Origin of the sequence: Pyxidicoccus caerfyrddinensis (genome assembly GCF_010894405.1) — a bacterium.
Lineage (GTDB): Bacteria > Myxococcota > Myxococcia > Myxococcales > Myxococcaceae > Myxococcus > Myxococcus caerfyrddinensis.
In genome coordinates this window covers 46581-65100 of record NZ_JAAIYA010000006.1, presented here as the reverse complement: position 1 = coordinate 65100, position 18520 = coordinate 46581, and the positions used below count along the sequence as shown (strand labels likewise).

At 70.8% G+C, this 18520-nt stretch carries 19 protein-coding genes; 6 read left to right on the top strand and 13 right to left on the bottom strand.

Translation table 11 applies throughout. The annotated features are described in order from the left end of the window. Positions 1-53 precede the first annotated feature (53 nt). The 4 genes from G4D86_RS15680 to G4D86_RS15665 form a co-directional block, all read right to left on the bottom strand. The gene (locus tag G4D86_RS15680) at positions 54-722 is read right to left on the bottom strand and encodes a hypothetical protein (RefSeq protein ID WP_163994371.1); all 669 of its coding nucleotides are present in this window, start codon (positions 720-722) and stop codon (positions 54-56) included. 30 nt (positions 723-752) lie between these two features. Then, positions 753-2165, bottom strand: a complete 1413-nt coding sequence (locus tag G4D86_RS15675) for a hypothetical protein (RefSeq protein WP_163994368.1) — start codon at positions 2163-2165, stop codon at positions 753-755. 377 nt (positions 2166-2542) lie between these two features. Further along, the gene (locus G4D86_RS15670) at positions 2543-4144 is read right to left on the bottom strand and encodes a phospholipase D-like domain-containing protein (RefSeq protein WP_163994366.1); all 1602 of its coding nucleotides are present in this window, start codon (positions 4142-4144) and stop codon (positions 2543-2545) included. A 71-nt stretch (positions 4145-4215) separates the two neighbouring features. Beyond that, positions 4216-4455, bottom strand: a complete 240-nt coding sequence (locus G4D86_RS15665) for a chaperonin (protein ID WP_163994363.1) — start codon at positions 4453-4455, stop codon at positions 4216-4218. Positions 4456-5438: 983 nt separating this feature from the next. Here G4D86_RS15665 and G4D86_RS15660 point away from each other — a divergent pair. Beyond that, positions 5439-6011 (top strand): hypothetical protein, encoded by a 573-nt coding sequence (locus tag G4D86_RS15660; protein WP_163994361.1) that lies wholly within the window; start codon positions 5439-5441, stop codon positions 6009-6011. 104 nt (positions 6012-6115) lie between these two features. Beyond that, a complete protein-coding gene (locus G4D86_RS15655; RefSeq protein WP_163994358.1) occupies positions 6116-6934 on the top strand; it encodes a hypothetical protein in 819 nt (272 codons plus the stop codon). Positions 6935-6996: 62 nt separating this feature from the next. On the opposite strand, the gene G4D86_RS15650 is transcribed toward G4D86_RS15655, so the two are convergent. From G4D86_RS15650 to G4D86_RS15615, 8 genes are all read right to left on the bottom strand, one after another. Then, on the bottom strand, positions 6997-7452 hold the full coding sequence (locus G4D86_RS15650) for a hypothetical protein (RefSeq protein WP_163994356.1): 456 nt from the start codon (positions 7450-7452) through the stop codon (positions 6997-6999). Continuing rightward, positions 7449-8105: an anti-sigma factor family protein gene (locus G4D86_RS15645; RefSeq protein WP_163994353.1), complete on the bottom strand. Its 657-nt coding sequence runs from the start codon at positions 8103-8105 to the stop codon at positions 7449-7451. Before G4D86_RS15645 ends, G4D86_RS15650 begins: the two co-directional genes overlap by 4 nt. A gap of 73 nt (positions 8106-8178) precedes the next feature. Beyond that, a complete protein-coding gene (locus G4D86_RS15640) occupies positions 8179-8793 on the bottom strand; it encodes an RNA polymerase sigma factor (RefSeq protein ID WP_163994350.1) in 615 nt (204 codons plus the stop codon). Positions 8794-8869: 76 nt separating this feature from the next. After that, positions 8870-9778 carry an Immediate early protein ICP0 gene (locus tag G4D86_RS15635; RefSeq protein ID WP_163994347.1) on the bottom strand — a complete coding sequence of 303 codons (909 nt, stop codon included), beginning with the start codon at positions 9776-9778 and terminating at the stop codon, positions 8870-8872. Positions 9779-9915: 137 nt separating this feature from the next. Then, the gene (locus G4D86_RS15630; RefSeq protein ID WP_240360311.1) at positions 9916-10338 is read right to left on the bottom strand and encodes a hypothetical protein; all 423 of its coding nucleotides are present in this window, start codon (positions 10336-10338) and stop codon (positions 9916-9918) included. Positions 10339-10431: 93 nt separating this feature from the next. Then, the gene (gene hemF / locus G4D86_RS15625) at positions 10432-11340 is read right to left on the bottom strand and encodes an oxygen-dependent coproporphyrinogen oxidase (RefSeq protein WP_163994341.1); all 909 of its coding nucleotides are present in this window, start codon (positions 11338-11340) and stop codon (positions 10432-10434) included. Between the two features lie 25 nt (positions 11341-11365). After that, entirely contained in the window at positions 11366-12217 is an 852-nt protein-coding gene (locus tag G4D86_RS15620; protein ID WP_163994338.1) for a TolB family protein, read from the bottom strand. A gap of 82 nt (positions 12218-12299) precedes the next feature. Continuing rightward, a complete protein-coding gene (locus G4D86_RS15615) occupies positions 12300-13043 on the bottom strand; it encodes a hypothetical protein (RefSeq protein WP_163995128.1) in 744 nt (247 codons plus the stop codon). Positions 13044-13270: 227 nt separating this feature from the next. Here G4D86_RS15615 and G4D86_RS15610 point away from each other — a divergent pair, with 227 nt between their 5' ends. Further along, the gene (locus G4D86_RS15610) at positions 13271-14011 is read left to right on the top strand and encodes a hypothetical protein (protein WP_163994336.1); all 741 of its coding nucleotides are present in this window, start codon (positions 13271-13273) and stop codon (positions 14009-14011) included. Positions 14012-14026: 15 nt separating this feature from the next. Here the strand turns inward: G4D86_RS15610 and G4D86_RS15605 are convergent, their stop codons facing one another. After that, a complete protein-coding gene (locus G4D86_RS15605) occupies positions 14027-14317 on the bottom strand; it encodes a DUF3467 domain-containing protein (protein ID WP_163995127.1) in 291 nt (96 codons plus the stop codon). 81 nt (positions 14318-14398) lie between these two features. Here G4D86_RS15605 and G4D86_RS15600 point away from each other — a divergent pair, with 81 nt between their 5' ends. The 3 genes from G4D86_RS15600 (at position 14399) to G4D86_RS15590 (ending at position 18517) form a co-directional block, all read left to right on the top strand. Continuing rightward, positions 14399-15199 carry an alpha/beta hydrolase gene (locus G4D86_RS15600; RefSeq protein WP_163994333.1) on the top strand — a complete coding sequence of 267 codons (801 nt, stop codon included), beginning with the start codon at positions 14399-14401 and terminating at the stop codon, positions 15197-15199. Between the two features lie 64 nt (positions 15200-15263). After that, complete coding sequence (locus G4D86_RS15595) at positions 15264-15980, top strand: ABC transporter ATP-binding protein (protein WP_163994330.1); 717 nt, start codon at positions 15264-15266, stop codon at positions 15978-15980. Next, entirely contained in the window at positions 15977-18517 is a 2541-nt protein-coding gene (locus G4D86_RS15590) for an FtsX-like permease family protein (protein WP_163994328.1), read from the top strand. Before G4D86_RS15595 ends, G4D86_RS15590 begins: the two co-directional genes overlap by 4 nt. Positions 18518-18520: the final 3 nt, after the last annotated feature.

Below are 18520 nucleotides of genomic sequence, written 5' to 3'. Positions count from 1 at the left end.
TGGGGGTGTCGCGCGAGGCGGGGAGGCACGTGCTCACCCGCAAAGCAGCGGCTTCAGCCCGGCTGGCAGCGGAAGCGGAAGTCGCTGGTCCCCGCGCGCACCTGCTCCAGGCGGGCGCGGACATCGGGGGCTACGGGCGAGCGCGGGAATGATTTCAGGAAGCGCTCCAGCCCGGCCTCCACGGACTCGCGGTCGCCGCAGGCGCAGGTGCTCCGGGCGACCAGGTCCTCCAGCGCCGCCACCTCGCGGTCCACCGCCTCCGTGTACGCGCGCGGGTGCGTGGCCCAGAAGCGCGTCCAGTTCCGGTAGAGGGGCTCCAGCTCCGGGTGGTCGAAGGCGTCGCAGCCGCCGGGCGCGTGGTACAGCCGCGACACGCCGTCATGGGCGTAGGTGCGGCCCAGCAGCGAGAAGAACTCCTGGTCGACCTCGGTGCCCCGCCGCTTCGCCAGGTCGAGGAAGAAGCGGGGGTCCGGCCGGAAGTCGAGCGCATCCTCGTCGTTGACGAGGAAGCCCGGCAGCGGCGCGGGCGGACCTTCCCGGAGGGCACGGGCCGCGACGAGCCCGGAGTCGAAGACGCGCTCCAGCGAGAAGCCCCAGCCCTGCTCGAAGCGCTCCAGCGTGCGCAGGTAGTCCTCGCGCGGGTGCTCCTCGGGCTCACCCCACGCCGGGCCCGACACGGCCACGAGCAACGCGCCCAGGCGCCACGCCGCGAAGGCCCTCACCACCGACCTCCGCGGTGAAGGCGCAGCGCCTCAGCGCTGGAAGTCCACGCCCACGCCAAGGCCCGCGGTGACGCCTCGCACGAGCGTGCCGTCCGGCTGCGGGAAGTGCACCGTCCCGCCGGAGCCCCAGGCATAGAAGTGGTTGAGGACACGCTGGCGCACCTCCAGGCCCAACGAGTAACGGGGCCGGTCCCCCACCGCCGTCAGCACCGCGTGCGCCAGGACACGCGTCCGGGCGCCCGGCAGCTCGAAGCCCGCGGACACGTCCGCGTCCGTGCGGCCGAAGCCGAAGTACTGCGCCGCCAGGCTGCCGAGCAGCATCAACCGGTCCGGGCCGCCCTGCGCCACGCTCAGCTCCAGGTAGCCGGAGAAGCCCGAGGGCAGCACCTCCTCCGCCAGGGGCACTTCCGACAGGCCCACGCCGGAGAAGCGCCCCAGCTCGTAGTCCGGCCCGAACATGCCGAAGCGGAAGGTGCCACCCTGCTTCCGCCCCTGCAGGGTGACGCTGAGCTGCGTGCCGCTCGACGTCTGCCCTTCCATCGCCAGGCCGAGCAGCCCGCCGAAGTCCGGCGTGTGCCCTTCCGAGAAGCGCGCGCCGCCACCGAGCAGCGCCCACGTGCGCAGGCGCTCGCCCTTGTAGAGCGCCACGTCGCCGCCCACCGACGCCAGCGTCATCGTCGGCGACGTCCCGCCCGCGCGACCCGCCTCGTGCGCGGCGGACAGGCGCAGCAGGTAGCGGTCGAACCGCTTCGCGTCCTCGCTGGCCATGCGGCCGATGTCCAGCAGCGCCTCGGCCGCGAAGATGCGCGCGGCGAGCACGTCGCTGGCCAGCACCTCCGCGCGCACCGCGCCCTTGACGAAGGTCACCGTGCCACCCGCCGGGTGGTAGTCCGGCGACAGCACGTTGCTGTAGCGATTCACCAGGTAGCCGCGCCCCAGCGTCTCGTCGACGAAGGGCTCCACGCGCAGGAAGAACGGCCGGCCCTCCTGGCCGATGCGCAGCATGCGCACCACCTGCCCGGCGTCGCTCAGCTCATCCCAGTCCTCGCGGCGCAGGTACCCGCCGTAGTCCAGCTCCTGCTGCTTCGGCTCCGCGTCCACCACCCGCAGGCGCAGGTTGGCACCCAGCCGCAGCACGAAGGTCTCCCCCTTCGTCAGCCCCAGCGCCGGGTACACCCGCGCGAACAGGTCCTGCCCGCCCCCTGGCGTGCCCGAGGGAAAGCTCAGCGCGCCCGCTTCCAGCTGGGCGCTGAAGCCGAAGCCCTCGCCACCGGTGCGCGCGCCCGGCGGAGCGGGCTCGTCCAGCCGTGCCGTGGTGACGGACGAAGCCCCGCCTCCGGAAGAGGGGGCCTCCTCGTTGGGGACCTCCTCGATGGTGGAACCAGCCTCGGGTTGCTGGGTGGAAACGAGGGCGAGAAGGACGAAGAAGGGGGCGCCAGTCATCGTCCCCCGACTCTACCCGGCCGCGCCGTCGGACGAAGCAACCGACCCGCGCAACGTGTGGGTGACACTGCGGTGCGTGGGCACACGCACACCCGCCGTGTCCGGAGACCTGACGGGTGACACGTGCCGGGAGCGACCTGCTAGAGGCCGCCGCCTCGCCGTCATAGACGGTGGGCGCGCCCTGGCGGTCCCGGCGCGCGTTGTCCACCACGTCGGACGCCTCGAGAGGGCTCTCCCGACAAGTTGGCGACCCACGAGGCTCGAACAACCCGGCGCACGAGCCCGCGCTTCCGGGCCCGCCCCAGGGCATCCGGGCGGACGGGCGCTCGCATCCGCCTCGTCCCCGGAGCTTCACCCGGGACTCACGGACAGCCGGCTCAGCCGCTGGAGCGACCATCCTCCGAGTTGGTCGGGCAGATGGCGCGGTGCGGCCGCTCGGTGCCCGTGCCCACCAGCCAGCGGGACAGCAGGCGGATACCGGAGGCGAAGAGTCCGTCCTCCGCGCGGTGGAGCGCCTCGAAGAGGGACTCGTCCAGCACGGACTCCTCCGGGTCGATGATGAGCTCCTCCGGCTCCAGCGACTTGAGCAGCGGGCTCTGGTCGAACACCGTCTGCATCGGGTGCGGGCGGAGCCGGTACAGGCCCGCGGCCGCCATGCCGTCCAGCCAGTCCACGAGGTCGCCGTCGGCGCGAGCCAGCACGCGCACGGACTCCACGCCCTCCAGGCCCGCGTGCTCCGCCATCAGCGACACGCGGATGCGGCGGATGGCGCGCGACACCGCGTCGCCGTCCTCCTCCGCCTCCCAGCTCAGGTTCAGCTCCGAGTCCAGCCCCAGGCTGCGGTTGGTGGTGTTGGCCGAGCCCAGCGTGAGGAACCGGTCATCCACCACCATCACCTTCGAGTGGATGTACGTGTAGACGTCCGCGCCGCTCTGCTCGTCGCGTCCCGCGGAGCAGTACGCGCCGAAGTCATGGCCCATCTCCCGCGCCACGCGCTCCAGCGCGCGCAAGAGGCGCACCTGGGCAATGCCCATGGCCAGTTGCTCGCGCAGCGCCTCGGGTTGCTGCGGCAGCACCAGCATGACCTGGAGGCGGCCGCGTCCCGGCTCGCGCATGCGCTTCACCAGGGCCTGGTAGATGGCGCGCGAGGAGAAGTACTGGTTCTCGATGTAGATGAAGCGCTCGGCCGAGGCGATGGCGTCCAGGAACAGGGCGCGCACCTCCTGCACGGCTTCCTGCGGAGGCAGCAGCGTCTTGCCGAAGGTCCGGCTGATGGCCACCGGCCCCGGCGGCGCCGGAATGCTCGGGGTGAAGCCCACGTCGTCGCGCGCCACCTTCGGCAGCTTCAGCTCACCGCCGCCCGAGTGCGCCCAGCGCGCCTCGAACAGCTCCGAGAGCTTGTCCACCACCGGCCCGGTGAGCACGGACTGCACGTCGTGATAGGGACCGTGCGGGTCCCTCCCGCTGTCACAGCGCAGCGGCGAGCGCACCGGATGGTCTCTGTCGTCCCAGCGGCAATCACAGACATCCATGCCGCCGGTAAAGGCCACCACGCCGTCGATGACCACCAGCTTCTGGTGGTGCGCGCCGTACAGCGGACTGGACGCATCGAAGCGGAAGCGCACGCGCTCGTTCGTCGTCCAGTTGAAGATGAGGTGCTGCATCCACTCGCGTTCCATCGCGAGCAGCAGACTGAAGTCCCAGGCCAGCACGTAGACGTGCAGCTCCGGGTTGGCACGACACAGCTCGTCCAGCATCGGCAGCAGCCGCACTTCGCCGCGCGCCTCGCCGAGGTCGTCGCCTCGCAGCAGCGCCACGTCGCTGTCGAACTGCCAGCCCGTAATCGCGATGTAGCGTCGGGCCTTCTGCGCGGCCCGGTACAGCTCCCGATAGTAGGCGCGCGCGTCCACCAGTACGCCCGCGTCGCTCGCCTCCTCTACCGTCCAGCAATTCCGTCCAGGAATGATGACGCGTCTCACCCGTGCAACCCCTTACCGTCGCCACCAACGCCCTGGCGCCACGGGGTGGCGCACATCACGAAGCCCGCGTGTCAGCCGACGAAGACGATGTGCTTGCCGGTGGCCAGCGTCATGTCCGTGGAGGACATCACCTGGGCCACCTTCTTCACCTCGCCGCCCACCGTGTCGAACGCGGCGGCGATGAGGTCGCCCAGCGTCACCTGCACCTGACGCGCGCTCCGGCCAGCGCCCTTCACCGCACGCGCCGTCGTCACCTTCACCTGCCGGGCCTTACGACGGATGACCTGCCCACGCTGAGTCGTCTTCGCCATGATTTCATCTCCAAGGTTGAGGGTGTCTGCCAGTCCTGCGATCAGCCCGCCGCCGCCGCCCTGCACGCCTCTCCCTCAGAGCAACGCCCATGCCGAGCACTAAACCCTCGGGATTACGAGGGTCGCCCGCCTGCCTACCCCCTGCCGGGCACGGAAAGTCTGACCTTTTTTCAGCCCCTGTCCGGAAAGCCCGACGAAACGTCCGCCCCCGCGCCGGGCCCGGCGTCCCAGCCCCGTACACCCGCTCCCACGCGCGGTACACGCACGCCCCACCACGGCACACCGCGGGCCCCAGGCGCCTGCACCGCACGCATGAGCCACCGCCGCCGCGGGCGGGAGCGACTGCACCGCACACGCGACTGCCAGAACCGCACGCCTGGCGTGCGAAACCCGCATGCACGGCCGCACGGCCCCGCGTACGTGGGCCGCGCCCCGTGGTGGTCGCCCGACACCGGGTGCCTGGAGCTCCGGCACCCACGTGCACGGACTTCCGACACCGGAGGTATGGCCCCCCGCACCGCCGCGCGCACCCCACACGGACTTCCGACACCGGAGGTATGGACCCCCAACACCGCCGCGCGCACCCCACAGGGACTCCCGACACCGGCTGCACGGACCGCCTGCGCCGCCGCGTGAACCGCGCGCGACACCGGCACCGGCACACGCAACACGGTGACATCTGCGCGCACCACCGACATCCGTCACGCCAGCACAGCACCGCTGCACGCGAGCGACTGTCACTGCATTCGACACACACCGGAGCGCGGCTCACCGACATAGCCAGACATGCTTCGCCGGCCCGCCCGCCCATACTTCCAGCGCGACTCGGGCGAGCGCGGCTGCACAGCGCGCGCGAGTCAAAACCACACCTGCGGGATTCCCCTTAGTCCCTCCGCCGGAAAATTACAGACATCTCAGTCAATTTGAAAAGATTGGAAAAAACCGGTTCAATGTCTCGCACTCATTGCGAGGGCGTACACCGTATGGATTTGAAGACCCCCCCCGTCACCGCAGTCACGCTCCAGCCCATGGCCTACCAGGGTGTAGAGGTCATCGGGCAGTCCATCCTGGCCATCGTTAATGGAATGGAGCTCGCGCAATCGCGCGCGCTGAGAATCCTGGCGGAGAACGGCATCAGCCCGCTGAAAGCGGACGCGTGGTACCCGATGCCGGCCCTGCTGAAGTCCTTCCAGCTCGTCTTCGAGAAGATTGGACCGAGCACCGTGAGAACGATTGGCAGGAAGATTCCCGACAGCGCGCACTTCCCTCCCGACATCGACACGCTGGAGAAGGGGCTGCGCGCCATCGACGTGGCGTACCGGATGAACCACCGCGGCAAGGGCGCCATCGGCGGCTACCGCTTCGAGCCCGTCGACAAGCGCAACGCGCGCATGGTGTGTGACAATCCCTATCCATGTGATTTGGACCTGGGCCTCATCGAAGCCATTGGTGACAGGTTCCGCCCCAAGGATTCGCTCTGGGTGCGTATTGAACATGACCCCAAGAGCTGCCGGCGCCGGGGAGACGGTTCCTGCTCGTACACCGTCAACTGGTAGCGCACGCCGCACGCCTTGACGCCCGCTCTGCTCCCCGCGGCGGGTGAGTGCTCCCGACATCTCCGCCTGGCCGGGGCGGAGACCCAACACCGTGAGGAATCACCATGAAGGCCGTGCTCCAACACATCGCCGTTTGCGAGGCGCGGTTCGCCTCACACCCGTTCTTCTCCGACTTGAAGATGGACCGCCCCATCGAGCAGGTGATGGCATTCGCCCCCCGCCTGACCTTCTGGGTGATGACGTTCCAGGACGTGCTGCGCCTCAACGCGCACTTCATCCAGGACGCGCACCTCAAGGCGCTCGCCACGCGGCACCACTCGGAGGAGAGCGGCCACGACCAGTGGTTCGAGGAGGACATCGCCGCGCTCACCGGCGGCTCGCTGAGCATCGGCACCATGTACGGCAAGGCGCACGTGAAGACGCGCGACGCGGCCTACGCCATCATCAGCGAGGTGTACCGCCAGGTGGATGACCGGCTGCGCATCGTCCTGCTGTGGGCGCTGGAGTCCACCAGCCACGTCTTCTTCGGCCGCACCGCCACCATCTCCGCGGTGCAGGGCGCGGACGACCGGCTGAAGTACTTCTCCGACCACCACATGAAGGCGGAGGCGCAGCACGCCATGTTCGAGGAGGAGCTGGCGGCGGAGCTGGAGTCCATGGAGCTGGCGCCCGCCATCCGCGCCGACGCGCTGGCCATGGTGGAGCGCATCTACGGCGCATTCGATTTGATGTTCGACGGGCTGCGCATCCATCTGGAGCGCGAGCGCGCCGAGGAGCCGGTGGCCGCGCGCCAGGTCCCGCTGCCGCCTCCATTGGTGCTGGAGACGCGAGACGACGCCGAGGAGCTCGACGTGGACCTGACGGACGAGGACGAGGCGCCGAGCCCCCGGGTGCGGGACGTCTCCGTCCACCGCGCCGCCTGAAGGGCCCTCTCTCCGGGCGCCGCATCGCCTTTGGAAGGGACGCGGCGCGCGGGGAGCAACGACTACTTCGCCGGCGGGGCCAGGACGAGGATGAGCTCGCCGCCCACGTACTTGCCGGCCATCTGATAGACGGTGCCCTGCCGCCCCAGCTCCACGTCCAGCGTGGCCTTGCGCGGGATGGACATGCGCACCGTGGCGATGCCGTCCTTCATGCCCAGCAGCTGCAGCGTCGCGTTGGTGCCGTTGGGCAGCTTCAGCTCGGTGGGCTGCTTCGCCGACACCTCGAGCACCTGCAGCGACAGGCGCTTGAAGGACGTGAAGTTCAGGCTCTGCTTCTGGAACTGCTCCTTCATCTTCGCCAGCTCGGGGGGCTCCACCTCGGAGCCCTTCTTCGAGGCGAGCACCACCTCCGCCTGGACCTGGACCTTCTCGTCCTGGGCGCGGGCCGCCACGGGCAAGAGCAACCCGACTCCCAGCAGGGCCAGCACCAGGCGACTCGACACAGCGTGCATTCTCACAGGGGACCTCCCGACGGCCGTGGGGCGTCCGTCCCCGGGCGCGCGGGCCGCTTGAGCCCGTCACCGTCCGGAGACATGCCGCCGCCAATCTCCTCCTCCAGCTCCTCGTCGTCCTTGCCGGAAGACGAGGTGTCACCCGACTCCTCATCCACCAGCCAGATGATGGTACCGCCGTTGTCCGTCTCCATCACCACCGGCGCGACGCGCGCGTTCGCGTTCTGGTAGGGCTGGATGGACTTCACCGTCATGCGCTCGGCCGCGTAGCCCACCGGGGCCCTGTCACTCATCAGCAGCGGCAGCGCCACCAGCACCAGCACGGCGGCGGTGGCGAGCGACGAAATCATCGCCGTGCGCTGGTAGAGGAACATCTCCGACAGCGCCAGCTTCATCCGCTCGATGAGGGGCGGCTTCTCCGGCGTCACCCGGGCCATGACCTTCTGGGCGAAGTCCTTGAAGTCGACGTCGTCCACGGCCATGTCCAGGCCCACCCGGAGCAGTCCCGACTCGGCCCGCAGGTCCGCCGTGCGCCCGGTGCAGTCGCGACACGCGCCCAGGTGACGCTCCACGTTGATGCGCTCGGCGGGCGTCAGTTCCCCGTCGACGTACGGGGAGAGCATTGGGACGAAACGCTCACACGCGGGATTTCCGGCCATGACCTTCACCCTGCTTCCTGGTGGGGAGTGCGAAAATTGGGACGCAGGGCTCCCTCAGATATTCGAGGCCCGCTCACTCGTTCCCCACTCCGCTCTTCGCTTCGTCCAACTCCAGGTATTCACTCAGGATTTTCTGAACCTTGGCCCGGGCATGGAACAGGCGGCTCATCACCGTGCCCTTGGGGATATCCAACGTCCGGGCCAGGTCCTCGTAGGACATTCCCTCGATCTCCCGGAGCAGGAGGATGGCGCGGTGCTTCTCCGGCACGGTGGCCAGGGCCTCCTGGATTTTCTCCGCCAGTTCGCGGCGCAGGGCGCTCTTCTGGGGGTTGGTGCCCAGGCGGCTGCCGAGCGCGCCGATGCGGGCCTCGGACAGGTCCATGTCCTGCGTCTCGTCGAACTCGACGTGCTCACCGCCTCCGCCGCGCTTGCGAATCACGTCAATGCAGATGTTGACGGTGATGCGGTAGAGCCAGGTGTAGAAGGACGAGTCGCCCTTGAAGTGGTCCAGGTACTTGTAGACCTTGACGAACGCCTCCTGGGAGACGTCCATCGCTTCTTCCTTGTCCTTCAGCATGCCCAGGGCAACGGCGTACACCTTGCGCTGGTAACGCTCGACGAGGAGCTTGAATGCGCGTTGGTCGCCGCTCCGGACGCGCTTGACGAGTGTAAGGTCGTCGGTAGCCAATGGGTGCGGCAACGTACCACAAGCCGGCGTCCGCCATAGTGATTCGCGCGAGCGGGGGGTTCGCCGGTGGGCGGCCCTAGAGGCTCACGAGCGCGGCCACCATGAGGGCGATGGCGGCCAGGGCGAGCATGGCTCCAAAGGTCGCCCGGTCCCAGTTGGCATCGGCCACGGCGCCGTCCTCCGGGTCCGCGCGGAAGCGGTGGAGCACGTTCCACAGCATCCGCTTCCCCAGCCGGCGGTTCGTCTTCCGCTTGTGGACCTCCTCGGGGTCCTCCGCTTCCACGTTCGCCTCGCGGGCCTCCAGGGCGATGGGGACGTGCATGCCCCTCAGGGCCTCTGAAGCGCGGGCGCCGGACGGGAGAGCGGTCGCCTGGTCGGCCGCCGGGCTGTCCTGACGGGAGGCGGCCTCGGAGTGGCGGACGTCCGGAGGGGGCTCCAGGCGGACGCTGGCGGCGCGCTCGCGGGCCTCGTCCGGGGAGCGGGCGTTGAGCACCCACAGCCCCCGGTCCACGCCGTTCTCCTGGGTGTGCGCGTCGCGCAGCTCGGCGAAGCCCTGACTCTCGAGTGCCTCCTTGAAGGCGGCCTTCGCCTCCTCTTGAGGAGGTTTGGCCGCGGCCGTCTCCGCGTAGGCGGCGAAGAAGGCCCACAGGCGCGTGGCGCGCTCCGAGCCGGACAGCTGCGAGGGCTTGAGGTGCGCGGCGAGCAGCGCGGCGTCCGAGCCGAAGCGGTGGCCCAGCTCCTCCTGGCCGGCCGTCTCCTCCAGGCCGGGCGGCACCAGCTCCTCCACGGACTTCACCGGGGGGCGCTCGTCACCGGCCAGCGGGGGACGGCCCGCGGGCGGGGGCGGCTGGTTGCGGAAGATGTCGCCCTGGCGCGGGCGGGGCGCGGCCTCTTTCGGCTGGGGGACGCGCTGCGCGGCGTCACCGCCTCCCAGGGAGGTGGTGAGGAGGCGCCCGAGGGCGGAGGGGATTCGGAAGGCAGACATGGGGGATGCCTCACCAGCCGCGGAGAGTGGACGCCTGGAGCCTAACTCCCGCGGGAGTGCCGTGCCGTTACCGGACATTTCGAGAGGGTCCGTTGCCGGATTCTCGGGCGGAGCGTGCCCGGGGTTGCGGCGGCGGGCTACTCGCCCTCGTGCTCGACTTCGACGGGCGTCGTCATTCCGTTCGAATCCAGACGGACGCGGTAGACGGAGTTCTGCCCGTCCCCATCGAAGTCGCCGCGCGCGAGGCAGGACACCTCGGGCTCGCCCACCGGGCTCTCCTGCACCACCACCTCATACTGGAAGCGCACCTCCTCGCCCGGCTCGAAGCCGATGTGCTGGAAGGGCTCCTCCTTGGGGAAGGGCACCGGCGTGCCGCCGCGCGGCACCTCCTTCGGCGTGGGGCCCGCGACGACGTATGTGCCGTGCTCGTCGCGGTAGCTCTGCACCGCGTCACACAGCGCGAGCACGTTGATGCGCGCCTCCGTGTCGGTGGGCTTGTCGGCCTTGAAGAGGCCACCGCCCCGGCCGTCATTGGCCAGGCCCTCGCCCAGCGCGCGCATGCCCCGGTAGTAGAGCCAGCCCCAGACGGCGAGGCCCAGCACCACCAGCCCGGCGACGATGGCCATCAGCTTCTTGCGCGAGCGCATGCGCCTTCAGCCCCCCTGCCCCGCCCAGTCACGCGGGTGGCGGAGCACCTCCACCAGCCGCGCCTCCCAGGAACCGGGCTCCGGATGGTGGTCATAGCGCCAGCGCACCTGCGGCGGCAGCGACATGAGGATGGACTCCGTGCGCCCGCGCGTCTCCAGGCCGAAGACGGTGCCCCGGTCATAGACGAGGTTGAACTCCACGTAGCGCCCGCGCCGCACTTCCTGCCAGAAGCGCTGGGCCTCGGTGACGGGCGTGTCCTTGCGCCGCTCGGCGATGGGCAGGTAAGCGGCGAGGAAGGCCCGGCCGCAGTCCTGCACGAAGGCGAACTCCTTCTCCAAGTCGCCGCCCATGTTCTCGAAGAAGATGCCGCCCACGCCGCGCGACTCCTCGCGGTGGCGCAGGTGGAAGTACTTGTCACACGCGGCCTTGAAGCGCGGGTAGTACGCCGGGTCGTGCCTGTCGCACGCGGCCTTGTGCGTGCGGTGGAAGTGCGCCGCGTCCTCTTCATAGAGGTAGTACGGCGTCAGGTCCGCGCCACCGCCGAACCACGCCTTCCCGCCCTGGTGGATGAAGCGGTAGTTGGCGTGCACGGTGGGCACATGCGGGTTGCGCGGGTGCAGCACCAGGGAGATGCCACCCGCCCAGAAGGTGCGGCCCTCTCCCTGGAGCTTCTGGGCGAACTGCTCCTCCAACTCGCCGTACACGATGGACGTGTTGACGCCGGCCTTCTCCAGCACGGCGCCGTCCTCCAGCACGCGGCTGCGCCCGCCGCCGCCGCCGGGACGGGTCCACGGGTCCTCGCGAAAGCGCGCCGTGCCATCCAGCCGCTCCAGCGCGCCGCAGATTTCGTCCTGCAGCGTCAGCGTGAAGGCGGCCATCCGCTGCTTGAGGCTCTCCACGTCCACCGTCGTCATGCACCCTCCGGGGAAGGCCCGCCGCTCAGAAGCCCGTCAGCACGTAGAGGTCGGCCTGCCCGTTGATGGCGTACACCATCTTCTTGCCGTCCGGGGAGACATCCAGCTCCTTCGCCGCGAACTGGTCGCGCACCAGCGTGCCCTGCGGCGTCGCGCCCGACAGGTCGAAGAGCGAGATGCCGTCCCCGGTGAGGGCGGCGAGCCGGCCGTCGGGCAGCCAGTCCGCCGTGGACAGGTAGCTGGCGTCGGCCGACACCAGGGTGCTCTCTCCCGTGGCGAGCGTGAGGACGCGAACCTCATGCACGTCGAACTCCGGGCTGTCGACGTACGCCAGCCGCTTGCCGTCCGGCGAGAAGGCCGGCGCCGAGCCGTCGTCGTTGAGCGACTGCACCGTGTGCGTGGTCAGGTCGAGGATGGACAGCCCGCTGCCATTGACGCCGTAGACGAGCTTCTTGCCGTCCGGCGACACGTCCAGCGCCGACGCGGCGAAGGCGTCGTACTCGCGCACCGCCGTGCCGCCCACGGCGGGGATGCTGAAGATGCCCTCGTCGCCGGAGTAGTAGACGCGGGTGCCGTCCGGGCTCCACGCGAGGCCCGTCAGGTAGGTGCCGTCGCCGGCCAGCATGCGGACGTCGGTGCCATCCGCCTTCATCACCGCCACCTCGTACGTGTCGCCCTGCTGGAGCGCGCGCACGAAGGCGATGCGGGAGCTGTCCGGCGAGAAGCGCGGCGCGCCCCAGTACTGGTCGGCCGCGGCCTTCAGCGTGGTGCGGGTGGGCTCGCCGGAGTCCCCGTCGCCGTCGTCATCTCCACCACAGGCGGCGAGCAGGAACGCGGTGGACAGGGCGGCGAGGAAGCGGAAGGGACGCTGCGACATGAACGGAGACCTCGGGGTGTGAAGAGGGAGCGCCGCATCTTCGCACCCCTACGGTAGCGGGAGTCACCTCCCCCGCCCCGCCTCATTCCGCGGGGGCCTCGAAGTCCACGGGCGGTACGGGTGGGGCCATCTGGCCCGCGGAGTCGAAGGCCTCGATTCGGGCGCGGTAGCTGCGCCCGTCCTCCATGGCGAAGGTGCCGCTGCACGCCTCGTGGCCGATGAAGGCGGTGTTGTTGTGCACCGGCACCACGTACTGCTGGACGCTGGGGCCCGGACGCCGGGGCTCCAGCTTCACCACGAGGTAGGCGGGGCTCTCCTCGCGCAAGGACAGGTTGAGCCGGACGAAGCGGGCGGTGCCCTGGGGCGTGCGCCGGAGGATGCCCTCGGACACGGCGGGCCGCTTCAGCCACTTCGGGGCGAAGCCGTCGGGGCCCTTGCCCGTGCGCCACTCGGGCAGCACCGTGCTGGGGCCGTTGAGCACCATGACGTTGGGAATCACCTCGTCCACACGCAGCGTGTAGCGCGTGTCCGGCTCCAGCTTCCCGCTCACCTTGAGGATGACGGTGGCCCGGCCCAGGCTGCTCTCCCAGCCGCGCAGCGCCTTCACCTCCACCACGTGCTTGTCGGCCACCAGCCGCAGCTTCTTGCCCACCAGCGCCGCCACCTGCGGGCGCGCGGTGCCCACGCCCTCCAGCAGGAAGCGCGTGTTGGTGGGGACGATGGCGCCCGGCGTGGGGAAGAGCTGCACGCCGTCTCCCAGGCATTGGGCGGACGCGGAAGAGGCGCACAGCAGCACGAAGAGCGGCACGAGGATTCGGAGCACGATACCCCCGAGTCTGCGCCGGCCCGGGCCGTGTGGCCAGGGGGCAGCGGCCGGGAGTGTCCCGGGCGCCGTGAGCGCGGTGCGCCGCGCCACGCTGTGATTGGGGAAACGGGCGCGGCTTGTGCGATATGTTTCGTGGGGCCGAGCGTTCTATCCGAGGCCATCCGGCTCCGCCTCCCCAGGCCGCCGGATTCCTTTCCACCCCGGGCCGGGGACAAGGTGGGTCTGTCATGAAGCGGCGTCTCGTACTGCTGGTGGCCGTCGGGCTCGTGCTGGGAGCCTCGGGCTGCGCCACGACCCGGGACCCTCGCCAGGAGTTGCTGGAGGGGACCGGCAGCCACGCCGTCTACAAGCTCCCGCCGGAGGCCCTGCTGACGGCGTCGCGGGAAATCCTCAGCGAGCGGGGGTATCGGCTGCTCCCCAGCTCCGACCCGCTCTACGTGCACACCTCGTGGAAGATTGAGGGCAGCATCGAGATAGGCGCGAGCTGGTCGCGCATGCTGGTGCAGGCGGTCCGGCTGGAGAACGGCCGCACCATGGTGCGCGCGTACCGCATGGCCTACACCACCAACGGCCTGGCGCCCTCGCACCCGGGCAGCTTCGCCGGCACGCGGGAGGGCAAGGAGGGCGGGTCCGAGGGAGGCGGCAGCAAGAGCAACGCCGGCTCCTCGGGACAGGCCGGCTCGTATGTGATGGGTGAGCCCATGTCCCCGACGAAGCCCCACCTCTACCGCGCCGGCGACTTCGAGTGGGCCCTGCTGGCCCGGGTGTCCCCGGAGATGGCCTCCTACCTGGAGCGGCGCGTCGACGCGTACCTCGCCGAGCGCCAGCACCCTTCCATGCGGGAGGAGGAGGAAGAGGGGGTGCATGAGCTGCCCCCGCAAGAGGTGCCCGACGCCCCGCCGCTGCCCACACAGCAGCCGCCGGAAGGCGCGGCCGCGCCCCGGCAGCCGGCCGAGCAGCACTCGTAGGGCGCCGGACGTCCGTCAGTGCATGCCGCTGTCGTCCTCGCGCAGGACGATGGCGCCGTACTTCGCCTCGTAGCGAGCGATGTTGTCCTGCATGGCCGCCACCAGGCGCTTCATGTGCTTGGGGTTGGTGATGATGCGGGAGCGGACCCGGGCCTTGGGGACCTGGGGCTGGACGTAGATGAAGTCCAGGGTGAACTCGGTGTCGGAGTGGTTCACCAGGGCCATGTTCACGTACTGACCATTGGCCACGTCCTCGTCTATCTGTATCTGCAACTGCATGTCCGGGGGCTTCGGAGTGTCCGCCATGAGGCAGAGGGCATAGCGCCTGCGCCCGTTCGTGGCCAGCGTCACGGGGTGAGCGCCACGCCAGAGCCACCCCCCGAGCCCATGGACCCGCGGAAGACGGCGCCCTTCGACCTGGGCAAGGGCGAGGACGTGTGTCTGCTGCTGCACGGCTTCACCGGCAGCCCGTGGGACGTGCGCCCGCTGGGGGAGGCCCTGGCCGCGCGCGGAATGCGCGTGGTGGCGCCCCGGCTGCCGGGGCACGGCACCACGCCCCAGGCGCTGCTGCACGTCAACTGGCGCGACTGGCAGGCCGCGGCGGACAGCGCGCTGCTCGCGCTGCACGGCCACCGGAACATCTTCGTCGCGGGCCTGTCCATGGGCGCGCTGCTGGCACTGGGGCTGGCGGCCCGGCACCCGGAGACCGTGAAGGCCCTGGCGCTGGTGGCCCCGGCGGTGCGCTTCCGGGGGCCTCGCATGTTCCTCATCAAGCAGCTGGCTCGCACCCCGGTGCTGGAGTGGGCCCACCCCTGGGTGGAGAAGACGGCCACGGACCTCTCGGACCCGGAGGCGCTGGCCCAGGCGCCCGTCCTCCCGGCCTTCCCGGTGGCGCGGCTGCGTGACTTGTGCACCCTGCAGAACCTGGCGGTGCGGGACGTGGCGCACGTGCGCTGCCCCACGCTGGTGGCGGTGGCGGAGCAGGACCACGTGGTGGACCCGGAGGGCGGGCGGTGGCTCGCCCGGCGGCTGACGGCGAGCCCGGCGGTGCGCTTCCTCTCCCTGCGCGACGGCTACCACATCATCCCCCGGGACACGGCGGGCCCGCTGCTGGCGTCGGAGGTGGCGGGCTTCCTGGAGCAGTGGCGCTACTCGGACTTATGGGACGCCCGGCACGTGGGCGCCTGAACTCCAGCACGGGGGACACAAAACACGGCGGCCCGGTGACCATGCGTGTATTTGAGACGCGTCCATGCCTGCGTCCGACACTCCGCCCCTCGTCGAGCTGCGCGATGTAACGAAGGCCTATGCCGAAGGCGACACCGTGCGAGAGGTGCTCTCCGGCGTCCGCCTCTCCCTGCACCGGGGTGAGTTCGTGGTGCTGCTGGGCCGCAGCGGCTCGGGGAAATCCACGCTGCTCAACCTCATCAGCGGCATTGATGTGCCCAGCCAGGGCGAGGTGCGCGTGGACGGCAGGGACCTGGGCCGGCTGAGCGAGCGCGAGCGCACGCTGCTGCGGCGCGAGCGCATCGGCTTCATCTTCCAGGCCTTCAACCTGCTGCCCACGCTGACGGTGGAGGAGAACGTGCGGCTGCCCCTGGAGCTCAACGGGCACGGCGCCGCGGAGTCCAGCGCGAAGGCGCGGGCGCTGCTGGAGCGCGTGGGGCTGGCGGCGCGCGCGAGCAGCTTCCCGGACCGGCTGTCCGGCGGCGAGCAGCAACGCGTGGCGGTGGCGCGCGCGCTGGCACATTCGCCGCCGCTGCTGCTCGCGGACGAGCCCACCGGCAACCTGGACGAGACGACGGCGCGGCAGGTGCTGGATTTGCTGGAGGGACTCACGCGGCAGGGCAACGCGTGCGCGCTCATGGTGACGCATGAGCCGGGGCTGGTGGCGCGCGCGGACCGCGTGCTGCAGATGGAGGGCGGACGGCTGGTGGAGCGCGAGCACGCGCGAAGGGAGGCGCGGTGAAGGGGCTGCTGGTCCGCTCCAGCCTGCGCCACCTGGGCGGCCACCCGTGGCTGACGGCGCTGTCGCTGTTGGGGATTGCGTTGGGCGTGGCGGTGGTGGTGTCCATCGACCTCGCGAGCGACAGCGCGCTGCGCGCCTTCGAGCGCTCCACGGACGCGGTGGCCGGCCGGGCCACGCACCAGCTCGTGGGCGCGGGCTCCCAGGGCGTGGACGAGCGCGTGTACCGGGACCTACGCCTGCGCCGCGACGCGCCGGTGTCCGCGCCGGTGGTGGAGGGCTACGTGCAGGCCGCGGTGGGCGACAAGCGCACGCTCACCGTGCTGGGCGTGGACCCGTTTGCCGAAGCTCCCTTCCGCGAGTACGCGAAGGGCGAGGCCGTGGGCGACGTGGGCGCGCTGCTCACCGAGCCGGGCTCGGTGCTGCTGAGCGCCCGGGCCGCGCGGGCGCTGGGCGTCTCCGCCGGGGGCGAATTGCCGGTGCGCGTGGAGGGCCTGGACAAGAAGCTGCGCGTGTCGGCGCTGCTGGAGCCGTCGGACCCGGACACCGCGCGGGCGCTGGAGGCGCTGGTGCTCACGGACGTGTCCACCGCGCAGGAGGTGCTCGGGAAGGTGGGGCGGCTGACGCGCGTGGACCTGCGGATGCGCGACGACGCGGAGGCGAAGCGGCTGGAGGCGACGCTGCCCACGGGCACGGAGTTGGTGCGCGCCTCCGCGCGGGCGGGCACGGTGGAGCAGATGACGCGGGCCTTCCGCACCAACCTCACCGCGCTGTCGCTGCTGGCGCTCGTGGTGGGGATGTTCCTCATCTACAACACGATGACGTTCTCCGTGGTGCAGCGGCGCGGGCTGCTGGGACGGCTGCGCGCGATTGGCATCACCCGGAGCGAGCTCTTCGGGCTGGTGCTGGGCGAGGCGGCGGTGCTCGGCGCCGTGGGCACGGTGGCGGGGCTGCTGCTCGGCGTGCTGCTGGCGCGCGGGCTGGTGGGGCTCGTCACGCAGACGTTCAATGACTTGTACTTCGTGGTGAGCGTGCGCGGGCTGGCGCTGGAGCCCTTCACGCTGGCCAAGGGCCTGCTGCTGGGCCTGGGCGCCACGGTGCTGGCCGCGCTGGTGCCCGCGTGGGAGGCGGCGCGCTCTCCGCCGGTGACGACGATGCGGCGCTCCACGGTGGAGGACGTGTCGCGAAGCCGCGCGCCGAAGCTGGCGCTGCTGGGCCTGGGAGTGCTGGCCGCGGGCACGGCGCTGCTGGCGTGGCCCACGCAGGCGCTGCTGCCGGCGTACGGGGGCCTCTTCTCCGTGCTGCTGGGCGCGGCGCTGCTGGTGCCATGGGTGACGGAGCGACTGTCGGTGGCCGCCGCGGCGCCACTGGGCCTGGCCTTCGGGTTGATGGGACGCATGGCGGCGCGCAGCGTGCGCACCAGCCTCAGTCGCACGGCGGTGGCGCTGGCGGCGCTGATGGTGGCGGTGGCCACCACGGTGGGCGTGGGCCTCATGGTGTCCAGCTTCCGTGGCACGGTGGTGTCGTGGCTGGACACGTCACTGCAGGCGGACGTGTTCATCTCCCCGCCGTCGCTGGTGGCACGGCGCGGCACCGCCACGCTGATGCCGGGCCTGGATGAGCGCCTGCGCTCCACGCCCGGTGTCGCCGCGAGCAGCACCATCCGCGTGACGACGACGCGCGCGGACGGCGTGCCCACGGACCTGGTGGCCATCGACTTCTCGCGGACGCAGACGCGGCCCTATCGCTTCAAGCAGGGAGACGCGGCCTCGGTGTGGCGCGAGCTGGAGGCGACACCGGACGCCATCCTCGTGTCCGAGCCCTTCAGCTTCCACCGCCACGTGGACGTGGGCAGCACGGTGCAACTCGCGACAGACAAGGGGCCGCACGACTTCCGCGTGGTGGGCGTGTACTTCGACTACGGCTCGGACGTGGGGACGATGCTGATGCCGCGCTCCACGTACGAGCGCTGGTACGACGACCGGGGTGTGAGTGGCGTCGCGCTGTACGCCGCGCCCGGGCAGGACGTGGACGCGCTGGTGGCGTCGGTGCGCGAGCGGGCCGGGGACACACAGGCGCTGCTGGTGCGCGCCAACCGCTCGCTGCGGCAGGCGTCCATGGAGGTGTTCGACCGCACCTTCACGATTACGCAGGTGCTCCGGCTGCTGGCCATCGGCGTGGCCTTCGTGGGTGTGCTCAGCGCGCTGATGTCGCTTCAGCTGGAGCGCGCCCGGGAGCTGGCGGTGCTGCGCGCCACCGGGCTGACGCCGGGACAGCTCTGGGGGCTGGTGTCCCTGCAGACGGGCCTGCTGGGGCTGCTCGCGGGGCTGTTCTCCGTGCCGCTCGGCGTGGCGCTGGCGTACGTGCTGGTGCACGTCATCAACCAGCGCTCCTTCGGGTGGACGCTGCAGCTCGCGGTGACTCCGGCGACGTTGGTGCAGGCGGTGCTGCTGGCGCTGGTGGCGTCGGCGCTGGCCGGGCTGTACCCGGCGTGGAAGATGGCGCGCGCCAACCCCGCGCTCGCGTTGCGGGAGGAGTGAGGC